This window comes from Variovorax sp. GW821-FHT06D12 (assembly GCF_059419205.1).
The window spans coordinates 89159-104278 of the sequence record NZ_JBWKRI010000011.1 but is presented as its reverse complement, the minus strand read 5'-3'; the positions used below and the strand labels follow the sequence as shown (position 1 = coordinate 104278).

At 70.0% G+C, this 15120-nt stretch carries 9 protein-coding genes; 7 read left to right on the top strand and 2 right to left on the bottom strand.

From position 1 onward, the window contains the following. Window positions 1–16: 16 nt before the first annotated feature. From cydD to cydX, 5 genes are read left to right on the top strand one after another with little or no spacing between them, the layout of a single operon-like run. A complete protein-coding gene (gene cydD, locus AC07SQ_RS28540) occupies window positions 17–1714 on the top strand; it encodes a thiol reductant ABC exporter subunit CydD (RefSeq protein WP_495272970.1) in 1698 nt (565 codons plus the stop codon). After that, on the top strand, window positions 1711–3423 hold the full coding sequence (gene cydC, locus AC07SQ_RS28535) for a thiol reductant ABC exporter subunit CydC (RefSeq protein WP_495272971.1): 1713 nt from the start codon (window positions 1711–1713) through the stop codon (window positions 3421–3423). The genes cydD and cydC overlap by 4 nt, the downstream gene beginning before the upstream one ends. A gap of 51 nt (window positions 3424–3474) precedes the next feature. Beyond that, entirely contained in the window at window positions 3475–5094 is a 1620-nt protein-coding gene (locus AC07SQ_RS28530; protein ID WP_095947372.1) for a cytochrome ubiquinol oxidase subunit I, read from the top strand. Further along, window positions 5091–6245, top strand: a complete 1155-nt coding sequence (gene cydB / locus AC07SQ_RS28525; RefSeq protein WP_495272972.1) for a cytochrome d ubiquinol oxidase subunit II — start codon at window positions 5091–5093, stop codon at window positions 6243–6245. Before AC07SQ_RS28530 ends, cydB begins: the two co-directional genes overlap by 4 nt. Before the next feature lie 18 nt (window positions 6246–6263). After that, complete coding sequence (gene cydX / locus AC07SQ_RS28520) at window positions 6264–6413, top strand: cytochrome bd-I oxidase subunit CydX (RefSeq protein WP_095744810.1); 150 nt, start codon at window positions 6264–6266, stop codon at window positions 6411–6413. 42 nt (window positions 6414–6455) lie between these two features. Here the strand turns inward: cydX and AC07SQ_RS28515 are convergent, their stop codons facing one another. After that, on the bottom strand, window positions 6456–7046 hold the full coding sequence (locus tag AC07SQ_RS28515) for a GbsR/MarR family transcriptional regulator (protein WP_139703802.1): 591 nt from the start codon (window positions 7044–7046) through the stop codon (window positions 6456–6458). 187 nt (window positions 7047–7233) lie between these two features. Here AC07SQ_RS28515 and AC07SQ_RS28510 point away from each other — a divergent pair, with 187 nt between their 5' ends. Then, window positions 7234–12375: an autotransporter outer membrane beta-barrel domain-containing protein gene (locus tag AC07SQ_RS28510; protein ID WP_495272973.1), complete on the top strand. Its 5142-nt coding sequence runs from the start codon at window positions 7234–7236 to the stop codon at window positions 12373–12375. A 10-nt stretch (window positions 12376–12385) separates the two neighbouring features. Here AC07SQ_RS28510 and AC07SQ_RS28505 read toward each other — a convergent pair whose 3' ends face one another. Further along, entirely contained in the window at window positions 12386–13420 is a 1035-nt protein-coding gene (locus AC07SQ_RS28505; RefSeq protein WP_495272974.1) for an AraC family transcriptional regulator, read from the bottom strand. 139 nt (window positions 13421–13559) lie between these two features. On the opposite strand from AC07SQ_RS28505, the gene AC07SQ_RS28500 reads away from it, so the two are divergent. Further along, window positions 13560–15119, top strand: a complete 1560-nt coding sequence (locus AC07SQ_RS28500; protein ID WP_495272975.1) for a long-chain-fatty-acid--CoA ligase — start codon at window positions 13560–13562, stop codon at window positions 15117–15119. Window position 15120 lies beyond the last annotated feature (1 nt).

Below are 15120 nucleotides of genomic sequence, written 5' to 3'. Positions count from 1 at the left end.
TACACAAACTCAAGGAATGACAGAACCATCGCCGCCACGATCGCCGTTGAAGGCTTTCACGTCGCCCGACATCGGCAGCGTGGTGCAAGGCGTCGCGGCGCTCGCGTGGCTGCCGCAGGCGGCGCTGCTGGCGATGGCGGTGCAGGGCTTGGCCAGCGGTGAAGGCATGGCGGCCGTGCTGTGGCCGGCGGCGGGCATCCTCTTGCTCGGCCTGCTGCGCGCGGGCGGCGAAGCCTGGGGCGTGCGCCGCACCTTCGGGCGCGCGAGGGCGCAGTTGACGGCCTTGCGTGCGCAGACCGCGTCCGCATTGGCGGCCGGTTCGCCGCTCGACCGCGAACGCGCGCCCTCCGGCCTTGCGGCCAGCGTGCTCGCCGAACAGGCCGAGGCGCTGGTGCCGTACCTCGTGCGCTACCAGCCCGCGCGCTGGCGTGCGACGGTGGTGCCGCTCTTCCTGCTCGCGGCCGTGGCCTGGTTCTCGTGGGCCGCGGCGCTGGTCCTGCTGGTGGCGGCGCCGCTGATCCCGATCTTCATGGCCATCGTCGGCTGGCGCGCCAAGGCGGCCAGCGAGGCGCAGATGGTCGAGATGGGCGGCATGAACGCCTTCCTGCTCGACCGCCTGCGCGGCCTGGCCACGCTGCGCGCGCTCGACGCGGTCGATGCCACGGCCGACCGGCTCGGCGCCTCCGCCCAGTCGCTGCGCCAGCGCACGATGGCGGTGCTGCGCATCGCGTTCCTGTCGTCCGCTGTGCTGGAGTTGTTCTCCGCGCTGGGCGTGGCGCTGGTCGCGGTCTACATCGGTTTCCACCTGCTGGGCTCGCTCGGCTTCGGCGCCTGGGGCCAGCAGCTCAGCCTGGGCGAAGGCCTGTTCGTGCTGTTGCTGGCGCCGGCCTTCTTCGAGCCGCTGCGCGAGTTGTCGGCGGTCTGGCACGACCGTGCGGCGGGCGAGGCGGCGCTGCAGGCGCTCGACGACCTGCAAGGCGGCGCGCTGCCGTTGCCCGGCGCGGGCGTCGCGGTCACGCGCGCAGCGACCGGTGCCGCCGGGGCAGGGGCCGCGCCTGCGGTGACGGTCCACGGGCTGCATTTCTCCTGGCCCGGCGAGTCGACGCCGCTCTTCGATGGCTATGAATTGCGCATCGGCGCCGGCGAGCATGTTGCGTTGGCCGGCCCGAGCGGATCGGGCAAGACCGCGCTGCTCTCGCTGCTGGCCGGGCTGATGCCGGCCACGCGCGGCGAGATCGCCATCGGCGGCGTGCCGCTGACCGAACACACAGCCGCCGCATTGCGCCAGCGCACGGCGTGGATGGGACAGAAGCCCCACGTCTTCGCCGGATCGGTCGAAGCCAACGTGGCACTGGGCCGTGCCGACATCGGCGCGCCCGAGGTGGCCGAGGCGATGCGTTTTGCGGCGCTCGACGACGTGGCGCAGGCCCATCCCGGCACCGCGCTGGGCGAGGGCGGCAGCGGCCTGTCGGGCGGCGAGGCCGTGCGGCTGGCGCTGGCGCGCGTCGCGGTGCATCCGCATGCCGACCTGATCCTGGCCGATGAGCCCACGGCCCACCTGGACACCGTCACCGCCGCGCGCGTGGCCGACGCCCTGGTGGCGCTCGCCCGCGGCCGGACCTTGATCGTCTCGACCCACGACCCGGTGCTGGCCGCGCGCATGGACCGCACCGTGAGCCTCGGCCCAGAACCGCTGGTGGAGCAGGCCGCATGAGCAACCACGCGACCCGCTCCCCTCGCTGGCGCGACCTGCGCCTCGTGCTGCGTCCCTTCCTCGCGACCCAGCCGCGCGCCTTGCTGCTGGGCTGCCTGCTCGCGGCCGTCACCGTGCTCGCGGGCATGGCGCTGCTGGGCCTGTCGGGCTGGTTCATCACCGCGACCGCGCTCGCGGGCCTGCATGCGGCCACGGCCTTCACCTTCGATGTCTTCATGCCCTCGGCCGGCATCCGGCTGCTGGCGCTCGGGCGCACGGGGTCGCGCTACGGCGAGCGGCTGGTCACGCACGACGCCACCTTCGCCGTGCTGGCCGAGCTGCGCGTGCGGCTGTTCCGCGGCTGGGCCCGCCCCGAGGCCGCGCGCGACCTGCTGATGCGGCCGGCGCGGCTGCTGTTCCGCCTCACGTCCGACATCGACGCGCTCGAGTCGCTTTACCTGCGCCTGTTCGTGCCTGCTGCTGCGGCGCTCGGCGCGGCGCTGCTGGCGGGCATCGTGCTCGGCTTCATGCATGTGGGGATGGGCGTGGCGATCGCGCTCTGGCTCTGCGCCATCGGCTGGGGGCTGGCGTTCCTCATCGCGCGGCGTGCGCGGCAGCCGGCGCGGCAGCGCGCGCATGCCGTGGAGGCACTGCGCGCGCGGGCCGTCGACCTGGTCGCAGGCCAGGCCGATCTCGCGATGGCCGGCCGGCTCGACGCCCAGCGCGCCGCGCTCATGAATGCCGACGCGCACCTCGCGCAGGCCGACCTCGCGCTGAACAAGCTCGAAGCCGCGGCCGGTTTCGCCTATGGCAGCGCGGGCACGCTGACGCTGGTCGGCGTGCTGCTGGCCGTGGGCGCATTGGTGAGCGAAGGCGTCATCGGCGCCCCCGGCGCGGCGCTCGCACTGTTGATCGCACTCACAGCCACAGAACCGTTCGCGGCGCTGCGGCGCGGCGCGCTCGATGCGGGACGCACCTGGCTCGCTGTGCGCCGGCTGGCACCGCGGCTGGACCCGTCTGTGGAAGAGGGCGCACGCCCCGCTCGCACCGCGCAGACGGCGGCCGTGCAGGTCGATCAGCTCACCGTCATGCACCCCGGCAGCCTTGTCGAAGTGCTCAGCGGCGTGTCGCTGCACCTGAACGCCGGCGAGCGCGTCGCGCTGGTCGGCGCCAGCGGCGCGGGCAAGTCCACGCTGCTTTCCGTGATCGCCGGCGACCTCACGCCGCGCGCCGGCCAGGTGCAGGCGCAACCGGCCTGCCTGCTGACCCAGCGCACCGAACTCTTCCAGGACAGCCTGCGCGACAACCTTCGCCTTGCTGATCCCCAAGCCAGCGACGAGCGCCTGTGGGCCGTGCTGCACGCCGCCGGCCTCGATGCCGACGTGCGCGCGGTGGCCACCGGCCTCGACACGCGCCTGGGCGAAGGCGGCCTCGGCCTTTCGGGCGGGCAGTCGCGCCGGCTCGCGCTCGCGCGGCTGCTGCTGCGCCCGGTGCCGCTGTGGTTGCTCGACGAACCGACCGAGGCGCTGGACGCCGCCACCGCGCACGACGTGCTGCAGCGCCTGGCGCAGCAGGCCGGCCCGCGCACGCTGCTGATCGCCACGCACCTGCGCCGCGAAGCCGCACTGGCCGACCGCCTCGTGTGCATGGCCCAGGGCCGCATCGTCGCCGACCTGCGCCGTGGCACCGATGCCTTCGAAGCCGCATTGCGCAGCCTGCGCCCCGATTGATGAGTTGATCGACCGAGCAACGAACGAACAGAACACATAAAGGAAGCCCCCATGGACCTTGACATCGTCGCGCTCTCGCGCCTGCAGTTCGCCGTGACGGCGCTGTACCACTTCCTGTTCGTGCCGCTCACGCTCGGACTGTCGATCATCCTGGCCATCATGGAGACGGTCTACGTGATGACCGGGCGCGTCATCTGGCGCGACATGACCAAGTTCTGGGGCGTGCTGTTCGGCATCAACTTCGCGATGGGCGTGGCCACCGGCATCGTGATGGAGTTCCAGTTCGGCATGAACTGGAGCTACTACAGCCACTACGTCGGCGACATCTTCGGCGCGCCGCTGGCCATCGAAGGGCTCATGGCCTTCTTCATGGAAGCGACCTTCGTGGGCCTGTTCTTCTTCGGCTGGGACAAGCTCTCCAAGGTGGGCCACCTCACGGCCACCTGGGCCGTGGCCATCGGCTCCAACTTCTCTGCGCTGTGGATCCTCATCGCCAACGGCTGGATGCAGAACCCCGTGGGCGCGGCCTTCAACCCCGCGACCATGCGCATGGAAGTGACCGACTTCGCCGCCGTGCTGACCAACCCCGTGGCGCAGGCCAAGTTCGTGCACACCGTGTCGGCCGGCTATGTGTGCGCCGCGGTGTTCGTGCTCGGCGTGTCGGCGTGGTACCTGCTCAAGGGCCGCCACATCGAACTGGCCAAGCGCTCGATGACCGTGGCCGCATCGTTCGGCCTGGCCGCCGCGCTGTCGGTGGCGGTGCTCGGCGACGAGAGCGGCTACCTCTCGGGCGAACACCAGAAGATGAAGCTGGCCGCCATCGAAGGCATGTGGGAGACGCAGCCCGCGCCCGCCGCCTTCACCGTGATCGGCTTCCCCGACCAGAAGGCGCGCGAGACGCACTACGCGATCCACATCCCGGCGGTGATGGGCCTCATCGGAACGCGCTCGCTCAACACCGTGATGCCCGGCATCGACGAGCTCGTGAAGCGCGCCGAAGCCCGCATCCGCGAGGGCCTGAAGGCCTACGATGCGCTGCAGAAGATCCGCGAGGCCGGCGGCGCCGACAAGGTCACGCAGGGCGTGCGCGGCGACTTCGAGGACAACGGCATCAACATGGGCTACGCGCTGCTGCTCAAGCGCTACGTGGACGACCCGCGCCAGGCGACCGACGAGCAGATCGCCAAGGCCGCATGGGACACCGTGCCGCAGGTGGCGCCGCTGTTCTGGCTGTTCCGCGTGATGGTGGGCATCGGCATGCTGCTGATCCTGCTGACCGGCACCTTCTTCGTGCTGTCGGCGCGCCGCGCGCTCGACCGCCACCGCTGGCTGCTGAAGGTCGCGGTGTGGGCGATTCCGCTGCCGTGGATCGCCATCGAATCCGGCTGGCTGGTGGCGGAGTTCGGTCGCCAGCCCTGGGTGATCGAGGGCGTGCTGCCGACCGCGGTGGCCGTGTCGAACCTGGGCGTGACGACCTTGCTGATCACGCTCGCGGGCTTCATCGCGATCTACACCACGCTGCTCATCATCGAGATGAAGCTGATGCTCAAGGCCATCCGCAAGGGGCCCGAGGTCGAGCATGCGCCCACCGAGGGCGATGCGCGCTCGCACATTCCGCCGGCGCGTGCCGCCACGTCTTCCTCTTCTGCCTCGACCGGGAGCGCCGCATGATCCTCCACACACTCCTCGACTACGACACCCTGCGCTTCATCTGGTGGCTGCTGATCGGCGTGCTGCTGGTCGGCTTCGCGGTGACCGACGGCTTCGACCTGGGCGCCGGCATGCTGCTGCCTTTTACCGCGCGCAACGACATCGAGCGGCGCGTGGTCATCAACAGCGTGGGCCCGGTGTGGGAGGGCAACCAGGTGTGGCTCATCCTGGGCGGCGGCGCCGTCTTCGCGGCCTGGCCGCAGCTGTACGCGGTGTCGTTCTCGGGCTTCTACCTGGCGATGTTCGTGATCTTGTCGGCGCTGATTTTGCGGCCGGTGGCCTTCAAGTTCCGCAGCAAGCGCGAGTCGCCGCAGTGGCGCGCGCGCTGGGACGGCGTGCTGTTCTTCAGCGGCTTCGTGCCCGCGCTGATCTGCGGCGTGGCCGTGGGCAACGTGCTGCAGGGCGTGCCGTTCCGCTTCGGCGCCGACATGCACATCTTCTACGACGGCAGCTTCTTCGGCCTGCTGAACCCCTTCGCCATCCTCTGCGGGCTGGTGTCGGTGGCGATGCTGGTGATGCACGGCGCGGCCTGGCTGCTGCTCAAGACCGCCGGCCCGGTGGCCGAGCGCGCGCGCAGCTACGGCATGGTCGCGGCGGTGCTCACGCTCGTGTCCTACGCGCTGGCCGGCGTGTGGCTGGCCATGGGCATCGGGGGCTTTCGCATCAGCAGCGTGGTCGACGCGGTGGGCCCGTCGAACCCGATGCTCAAGACCGTCGAGCTGCATGCCGGTGCCTGGATGGGCAACTACGCGGCGCACCCCTGGACCATCGCCGCGCCGGCGGCGGGCTTCGTCGGCACGCTGGGCGCACTGCTCGGGCTGGTGCTGCGCCGGCCGGGATTCGCGTTGCTGGCCGCGGCGCTGGGCATCGCCGGCATCATCCTGAGCGTGGGCGCCTCGATGTTCCCGTTCATCCTGCCCTCGTCGATCGACCCGCGCGCCAGCCTCACGGTGTGGGATTCGTCGTCGAGCCACCTGACGCTGTTCATCATGCTGGTGGTCACCGCGATCTTCATCCCGATCATCGTGGCCTACACCACCTGGGTCTACCACGTGCTGTGGGGCAAGGTCGACGAACAAGCCATCCGCGACGAGAGCGGACACGCCTACTGAAACGGGAAGGAAAAAGACATGTGGTACTTCGCCTGGATCCTCGGCCTGCCGCTGGCCGCCGCCTTCGCCGTGCTCAACGCCATGTGGTACGAGCTGATGGACGACGAGGCCATCCGCAAGGAAAAGCTCGGCACGCCGGAAGCCCCGCAGGGGCAGGAACGGCTGTGAGGGCGTAGCGCCCCGTCCGTTCCCTCTGCCTCGCGGCGCGACTCAGGTTTCGCCCGCGGGGCCTTTGCTCTTCTTCGACGCACCGCCCGTGAGGCGGTCCTTGAGCGTCAGCACCTTCGTCACCGTCGCGCCCATGCCCATGAGCTGCATCGCAGTCTCGGGCGCCAGCCGCTGCACGTCGTCGAACCACTTCATCAGCCGGTCGATCAGGTCGTGCATCTCGCGCATGCGGGCCTGCGCGTGGCGCTCGGCGTCGCTCGTGGGCGATTCGAGCAGCGCGTTGCGCAGCATCGAGAGCGTGGGCTCGATCTCGCGGCGGCGGCGCTCTTCGGCCAGCACGCGGAAGATTTCCCACACGTCCTTCGGCGCCTCGAAGTATTCGCGCCGGTCGCCCGCGTGGTGGCGCAGGTGCACGAGGCGCCAGGCCTGCAGCTCCTTCAGGCCCATGCTCACATTGGAGCGTGAGAACTCCAGCATCTCGGCGATCTCGTCGGCATTGAGCGCGCGCTCCGACAAGAAGATCAGTGCGTAGATCTGGCCGACGGTGCGGTTGATGCCCCACTTGCTGCCCATTTCGCCGAAGTGGGCGACGAACTGGCGGTTGAGGGGAGGGAGGTCGGGTGCGGAAGCCATGCGGCGGATTGTCGCGCCGGATTGCTGGACGTACGGAAGTTTCCGAAAACACAGCAAGGATGGCGTCGCGCATGAATAACTAGTTCTGGTGATGGGTTTGGAACAATTTATTTACAAAAATAAACGTTTCCTGACGGTTTGCCTATTTCTGGTGCATCCGGCCTCTCATTTCAAGGTTTTTCTCCCCATGAACAAAGCACATCGCAGCCTCTGGAACTCGTCGTTGGGGGCCTGGGTGGCTGTTTCCGAACTCACGCGCGCACGCGGCAAGCTCGCGGGCGGTGTTGTGCTGGCGGCGGCGGGACTGCTGGCCGGGGTGGGCGCCGCAGCCGCAGTGCCGGACATCATGCTCAACACGTCCGACCGGGGGTGGCAGAGCGATGTCGATCCTCATGTGGTGGGGAACTACAACTACGTCACGGGCTCGGATTGCACTTCTGCCTGCAGAAATTACCGGTCGTACTTTGTCTTCAACGTACCGAACCTGTCCCTGGCGCCGGACCAGGTGATCACGGCGGCGTTTCAGTTCAATGCCTTCAGCCTGGGTGGCATACCGGCCGCAGGCACGGTGCTGCAATTCCACCGGTACACGGGCGACATTCCAGGGCTCTCCTCTCCCGGCGTCGACCTCGCGAGGTTCGACGAACTGGGAAGCGGCCTCGCCATCGGCCAAGCCGAGGTGTCGCCTTCGACGCCGAATTCCAGCGCGCTGACCGTGGCGCTCAATGACGCGGGCTTGGCCGCCATCCTGGCGGGGCAAGGCGGCCAAGTGGCCTGGGGCGGAAGCCTGGCGAGCGCGCTCGGGGGCTACACGTCGTACGTGGCTGGGTACTCGAGTGGCCTCCCGTCTGATGGCAACACGACCCTGCGCCTGACGCCGGTAACCTTGGCTGCCGGCACCTACTACTGGGACCTGGACGGCACATCGGCTGGCGCGGGCGGCAGCGCGCCATCGGGCGTGTGGGGCCGTACGAATGCGCAGCGCTTCTGGAACGTCGACGCGGGCGGAGTTGGCCCGACCGTGGCGTGGATCGACGGCTCGAGCGCCGTGTTCGCGGCGGGCAGCGATGCCACTGGCAGCTACACCGTGGCCTTGGGCGACAACGTCACCGTTGCCGGTGTCACCTACCGCGGTGGTGCGAGCGGCAGCCAGCTGACCCTCACGCCTGGCGCGGGCTACAAGATCGGCCTGGGTGCTGGCAACAACGTGTTCGACGCCCAGGCCGCCACGCTGGCGGTGCGCGCGGAAATCACGGGTGGAGGAACCCTGGTCAAGGAGGGCGCGGGCACGCTGAGCCTTGAGGTTGCCAATACCTACACCGGCGGCACGACCCTCAACGCCGGCACCCTGGAGATCCGCGACAGCGGGAGCATCGTCGGCAACATTGCCAACAACGCCGCGCTGGTGTTCAACCGCAGTGCCGACACCACCTTCGCCGGCAACATCAGCGGCACCGGCAGCCTCCTGCAGAAGGGAGCACGCAAGCTGACCCTGACCGGCGACAACACCTTCACGGGCACCACCACCGTCGTGGTCGGCAACATCCTGCAGATCGGCGCGGGTGGCACCACCGGCAGCATCGCAGGGAACATCGCCAACGACGGCGACCTGGTCTTCGACCGCGCGGACAGCCTGAGCTACGCAGGCGTCATCAGCGGCTCCGGCACCCTGTCCAAGAACGGCGTGGGCGTGCTGGAACTGACGGGCGCCAGCACCTACAGCGGCGCGACCGAGGTCAACGCCGGCACGCTGCGCGTGAACAACACCACCGGCAGCGCCACGGGCACGAGCACGGTGCAGGTCAAGAACGGCGCCACGCTCAGCGGCGGCGGCACCATCTCGGGCCAGGTCACCATCGCCAACGGCGCGACGCTCGCACCGGGCAGCAACCTCGGCACGCTGACCACCGGCATGCTGCGCTTCGACCCGGGCGCCTTCCTGAGCTACGAGCTGGGCCAGGCGGGCACGGTCGGCGGTCCGCTCAACGACCTCGTCAAGGTCAACGGCGGCCTCGTGCTCGACGGCACGCTCAACGTGGCGCAATCGGCCGGCGGCACCTTCGGGCCCGGCCTGTACCGCCTGATCAGCTACTCCGGCTCGCTGATCGACAACGGCTTGAATATCGGCACAGTGCCCGCGGGCACGGCGGCCGGCGACCTGCACGTGCAGTCGTCCGTGCTCGGCGAGATCAACCTGATCAACAGCAAGGGCGTGTCGCTCAGCTTCTGGGACGGCGCGGGCGGCGATGCTTCCACCTACAACGACGGTACGATCAGCGGCGGCTCCGGCACCTGGCGCATCGGCAACTCCACCCTCAACGACCCGTCCGACAGCTGGACCGGCGCCAACGGCAAGACCAACACCGGCTGGCAGCAGAACCAGTTCGCCCTGTTCGGCAGCGCGGCCGGCACGGTCCGGGTGGACAACACCGGCGGCGCGATCAGCATCGATGGCGCGCAGTTCTCCACCAGCGGCTATGTCGTCACCGGCGACGCGCTGACGCTGGGCAACGCCAACACCGTCATCAAGGTCGGCGACGGCACGGCGTCGGGGGCGCAGATGCAGGCCACCATCGCGTCGGTGCTGACCGGCGCGGGCGGCCTCACGAAGGACGACCTGGGCACGCTGATCCTCAGGGGCGCCAACACCTACACCGGTGGAACGCTCGTGCGCGCCGGCACGCTGCAGGGCGACACCACCAGCCTGCGCGGCGCCATCGTCAACGACGCCCAGGTGGCCTTCGACCAGGTGGCCAGCGGCAACTTCGCGGGCACGATGAGCGGCGCGGGCAGCCTGCGCAAGATCGGCAGCGGCGAGCTGCTGCTCACGGCGGCCAACAGCTACAAGGGCGGCACGCAGGTCGATGGCGGCAGTTTGAACGTGGGCGCCACCGGCGCGGTCGGAACCGGCCCGGTGTCGGTGAGCGGCGGCGCTGGCTTGTTTTTCAGCGGCAGTGCGCAGGCGGAAAGCCTGCAGATCACGGCGGGCAATGTTCCGCAGGCCAGCGGCGGCTTCGTCCAGTTCCAGGACAACGCCTCGGCTGGCAACGCGATGCTCGTCGCGGGCGCCACCGGCTCGATCGAATTCCGCGGCAACGCGACAGCGGGCAACGCCACCATCGAGAACCGGGGTGGCCAGGTCACGGTCTCGTTCGACGCCACCGCAGGCAAGGCCCACATCACCAACTTCGCCGGCGGCTGGACCAACCTCTGGGACAAGGGCTCGGCCGGGCAGGCGACGATCGTCAACGAGGACCGCGGCACGTTGGACATGCAGCACGACGCGACGGCCGCTCAGGCGCGCGTGGTGAACAAGGCGGGCGGCACGGTTCGCATCGCCCGACTCGCGGCTGCCGGTACGAGCATCGGCGCATTGGAAGGGGCGGGCCGCGTGCTGCTTGGCGCCAAGGCGTTGACAACGGGCGCTCTCAACACCGACACCGAAATCTCGGGCGTGATCTCCGGCGTCGGTGGCTCGCTCGTCAAGGTCGGCACGGGCACGCTCACGTTGTCGGGCGAGAACACCCACACCGGCGGCACGGCGCTGCGCCAGGGCCGCCTGAACGTGGGCCACAACCAGGCGCTGGGCACCGGCACGCTCTCGATGGACGACGACACCACGTTGGGCTTCAGCGCGGACGGCCTGACGATCGCCAACACGATCAAGCTGACGGGCAACAACGACCCGATCATCGACACCGGTGCGTTCAGCGGCACGCTGAGCGGTGCCACCAGCGGCGGTGGATTCATCACCAAGCAGGGCACGGGCACGCTGACGCTGTCGGGCGCCAACACCTACACCGGTGCGACGAACGTGGCGCAGGGCACGTTGAAGGCCGGCGCGGTGAACACGCTGAGCGCGGCTTCTGCGCACAGCGTGGCCACAGGTGCCACGCTCGACCTGGCGGGCTTCAATCAGACCGTGGCATCGCTGGCGAACAGCGGCACCGTGTCGCTGGCCGCTGTGACCGCAGGTACGACGCTGACCGTCAAGGGCGCCTACGTTGGCAACAACGGCGTGCTCAAACTGAGCACGGCACTCAACGGCACCGGCCCCTCCGACCGCCTCGTGCTCGAGGGCCCCAGCGCTGTCGCCAGCGGCAAGACCCAGGTGCAGATCAGCAACCTCGGCGGACTGGGCGCACTCACGAGTGGCAACGGCATCGAGGTCATCACTGCACAGAACGGCGCGACCACCACCGCGCAGACCACGAAGGACGCCTTCTCGCTGGCCGGCGGCCACGTCGACGCAGGCGCCTACGAGTACCGCCTGCATGCCGCCGATGCGAAGGGCGCGGGCGAGAGCTGGTACCTGCGCTCCACCACCGACGCGGTCGCGCCGGGTCAACCGGTGGGCCTGCCCGTCGTCACCTACCGCCCGGAAGCGGCGCTGTACGCCGCGCTGCCGGGCCAGCTGCGCCAGGGCAACCTCGCGATGCTGGGCGACGTGCGCAAGCGCGTGGGCGACGACGATGTGAAGGGCACACCGACCGGATCGGACCGCCGCGCCTGGGCCCGCGTGCTCTCTACCGACCTCGACATCCAGCAGGGCGGCACCGTCTCGCCCACCAGCAAGGGGCGCCTCACCGGCTTCCAGGCCGGCACCGACCTGCTCGCCACGCCGAACTGGCGCGCCGGCCTGTACGTGGGCCAACTCGACGGCGATGCCCGCGTGAGCGGCTTTGCCAGCGGCATCCGCCATCTCGCGGTGGGCCGCAATGACCTGCGCAGCCAGTACGTCGGCGTGTACGGCACCTACACCGCCGACAGCGGCTTCTATGCCGACGCCGTGGTGCAGTCGGGCCGCCACCGCTACACGGTCGAGCCGATGCTCGGCGCGGGCGTGGGCGGCAAGGGGAACAGCTTGCTGGGCTCGATCGAAGTGGGTCAGTCCTTCGCGATCGGCGGCAGCGGCTGGCGCGTCGAGCCGCAGCTGCAGCTGATCCACCACCACATGGACCTTGGCAACTCGGTCATCGCCGGTGCCATCGCGCAACCCCAAGCCGACAGCGGCTGGATCGCCCGCGCGGGCGTGCGGGTCAAGGGCCAGATCGACACCGGCCTGGGCGTGCTGCAGCCCTACGGCCGCGTCAACATCTACAAGACCTCGAGCGGCACCGACATCGCGCGCTTCGTGAACGGAGCGACCACGACCGACATTGCGGCACCGACCGGCGGCACCAGCACCGAACTCGCGGGCGGCTTCACGCTGGCGCTGAGCCAGGCGACCAGCCTGTACGGCGAAATCGGCAAGCTGTGGTCCTCGGGCGGCGATGCCAAGGTGAAGAGCTCGGTCAACGGATCGCTCGGCGTGCGGGTCAAGTGGTAGGCGGGTAGCTTCAGGCCTCGGGGTCGGGTCCAGGACGCCGCCGGTACGACCCCGGCGCCCCACCGGTCCAGGTCTTGAAGGCGCGCTGGAATGCCGCGCTGTCCGAGAAACCCAGCTCCTCGGCCAGAGCCGCCAGCGGCACGGTGCTGGTGTTCAAGCGCACGATGGCCACGTCGCGCCGCAGCTGGTCCTTGAGCGATTGGAACGAGGTGCCCTCGGTCGCCAGGTGGCGCTGCAGCGTGCTCACCGACATGTGCAGGCTGCGCGCGGCCGTGGCCAGGTCGGCCCAGGCCGGGCGGTGCTGTTGCAGCACGGCGCGCACGCGCGCGCTCACGGCCAGCTCGCCCAGCGGCGGCAGGATCACGTGGGCCGGCGCGGCCGCCAGGAAGTCGCGCATGGCCCGCGCGTCGCGGCGGATCGGCGTGGCCAGCGCGCTGGCGTCGAACCACACGGCCGACAGCGGCTGGCCGAACTGCAGCGGCGCGGGAAACACCTTGTTGTAGCGCGCCGCGTAGGGCGGCTGCTCGAAGCCGAAGTCGAAGCGACGCGCCGTCAGCCGGCCGCCGTGCAGCCAGGCAAAGAGCCGCCAGTACACGCGCAGCATCAGCTCGTGCAGGAAGTTCAGCGGCGCGCTCGGCATGCCCTGCACCCGCAGCCCGAAGCCCGCGAGCGGCCCTTCGTGCAGCAGCACCATCTCGAGGTCGTCCTGCAGCAGGCTGAAGGTGCGGGCCACGCGCCGCAGCGCCACCTCGAGCGTGGGTGCGCCCATCGTGGCGCGGGTCATGAGTGCGAAGCTGCCGCAGCGCAGGCGGCGCGACAGGAAGCACAGGGCCTCGTCGTCCAGCCGCTCCATCAGCAGCGCGAACAGCGCCACGTACTGCTCGGCCGTGACGCGCGCGCCCGGCGCGTCGAGCAGGGCGGGGGCGATGCCGGCGTCCTGCAGCGCGGTGTCGATGCAGATCGGCGCGTCGTCGCCGCGCGCGCGCACGCCCGAGAGCATGCCCTGGACGAACACGATCGGGATGGTGACAGGCGGTTGCAGCATGCGTGAGCGGATCAGACCCGGTGGCGACGCGGGTGTCGATTGAGGTTTTCTGCCATGCGGGCGATGCGATGCGCAATCGCCGCGGCACGGCGCGGTTTCTACCATGCGCCTACACAAGAACCGAACGGAGACAACCGCCATGTACCTGACCCAGTCGCTGCACCGCAGCGTGCAGCAGCACCCCGACCGGATCGCCGTGCGCGCCGCCGGCCGCACCCTGAGCTTTCGCGCCTATGCCGAGCGGGTCGCGCGCCTGGCGGGCGCCCTGCAGGGGCTCGGCATGCAGGCGGGCGACCGCGTCGCCATGCTGGCGCTCAATTCGGCGCGCTACCTCGAATACCAGATGGCCGTGCCCTGGGGCGGCGGCGTGCTCAACCCCTGCAACATCCGCTGGTCGGCGGCCGAAATCCTGTACTCGCTGGACGACTCGGGCTCCACGCTGCTGCTGGTGGACGACACCTTCCGCCCTGTGGTCGAGCAGATGCGCGGGCAGGCGACCAGCCTGCGCGAGGTGATCTACTGCGGCGACGGCCCGACGCCGCCCGGCATGCTCGGCTACGAGGCGCTGCTGGAGGCCGCCTCGCCCGTGCCCGACGCCGGCCGCTGCGACGACGACCTGGCGGGCATCTTCTACACCGGTGGTACCACCGGCTTTCCCAAGGGCGTGATGCTGAGCCACACCAACATGGGCAGCTCGGGGCTGGCCCTGCATGCTGAAGGCTTGGCCGCGCCCGAGGGCTGCTACCTGCACGCCGCGCCGATGTTCCACCTGGCCGACATGGGCCTGGCCGCGCCGCACTGGCTGGAGGGCAACACGCACGCGATCATTCCGGCCTTCAGCCCTGAAGCGGTGCTGAACGCCATCGAGCAGGACCGCGTCACGCACGCGCTGCTGGTGCCCACCATGATCCAGATGCTGGTGGACCATCCGGCGATGCACGAGCCGCGCGACCTCAGCAGCCTGAAGTGCATCACCTACGGCGCCTCGCCGATCTCGGAGGCGGTGCTGACCCGCGCGATGGCCGCCTTTCCGGGCGTGGACTTCGTGCAGGCCTACGGCATGACCGAGCTGTCGCCGCTGGCCACCGTCAACCCCGCGCGCAACCACACGGCCGAAGGCCAGCGCCGGGGCAAGCTGCGCTCGGCCGGCCGCGCCAGCTACTGCACCGAGGTGCGCATCGTCGACGCCGAGGGCAACGAGGTGCCGCGCGGCACGGTGGGCGAGGTCGCGGTGCGCGGCCCCAACGTGATGCAGGGCTACTGGAACCAGCCCGCGCAGACCGCCGCGGCCGTGCGCGGCGGCTGGATGCACACGGGCGACGGCGCGTACATGGACGACGACGGCTACATCTTCGTGGTCGACCGCCTGAAGGACATGATCATCAGCGGCGGCGAGAACATCTATTCGGCCGAGGTCGAGAACGCCATCAACCAGCACCCGGCCGTGGCGGCCTGCGCGGTCATTGGCATCCCCAGCGAGGAGTGGGGCGAGGCCGTGCATGCGGTGCTCGTGCTCAAGCCGGGCCAGCAGTTGGCGGCCGACGCGCTCATCGCGCATTGCAAGGCGCTGATCGCCAACTACAAATGCCCGCGCAGCGTGGCGGTGGTCGAGGCGCTGCCGCTGTCGGGTGCGGGCAAGGTGCTCAAGACCCGGTTGCGCGAACCGTTTTGGCAAGGGCGCCAACGAAGCGTAGCCTGAC

Bases quoted from the DNA above. Each gene is read 5' to 3' on its own strand.
- cydD (WP_495272970.1), top strand. From the start codon at position 17: ATGACAGAACCATCGCCGCCACGATCGCCGTTGAAGGCTTTCACGTCG.
- cydC (WP_495272971.1), top strand. From the start codon at position 1,711: ATGAGCAACCACGCGACCCGCTCCCCTCGCTGGCGCGACCTGCGCCTC.
- AC07SQ_RS28530 (WP_095947372.1), top strand. From the start codon at position 3,475: ATGGACCTTGACATCGTCGCGCTCTCGCGCCTGCAGTTCGCCGTGACG.
- cydB (WP_495272972.1), top strand. From the start codon at position 5,091: ATGATCCTCCACACACTCCTCGACTACGACACCCTGCGCTTCATCTGG.
- cydX (WP_095744810.1), top strand. From the start codon at position 6,264: ATGTGGTACTTCGCCTGGATCCTCGGCCTGCCGCTGGCCGCCGCCTTC.
- AC07SQ_RS28515 (WP_139703802.1), bottom strand. From the start codon at position 7,046: ATGGCTTCCGCACCCGACCTCCCTCCCCTCAACCGCCAGTTCGTCGCC.
- AC07SQ_RS28510 (WP_495272973.1), top strand. From the start codon at position 7,234: ATGAACAAAGCACATCGCAGCCTCTGGAACTCGTCGTTGGGGGCCTGG.
- AC07SQ_RS28505 (WP_495272974.1), bottom strand. From the start codon at position 13,420: ATGCTGCAACCGCCTGTCACCATCCCGATCGTGTTCGTCCAGGGCATG.
- AC07SQ_RS28500 (WP_495272975.1), top strand. From the start codon at position 13,560: ATGTACCTGACCCAGTCGCTGCACCGCAGCGTGCAGCAGCACCCCGAC.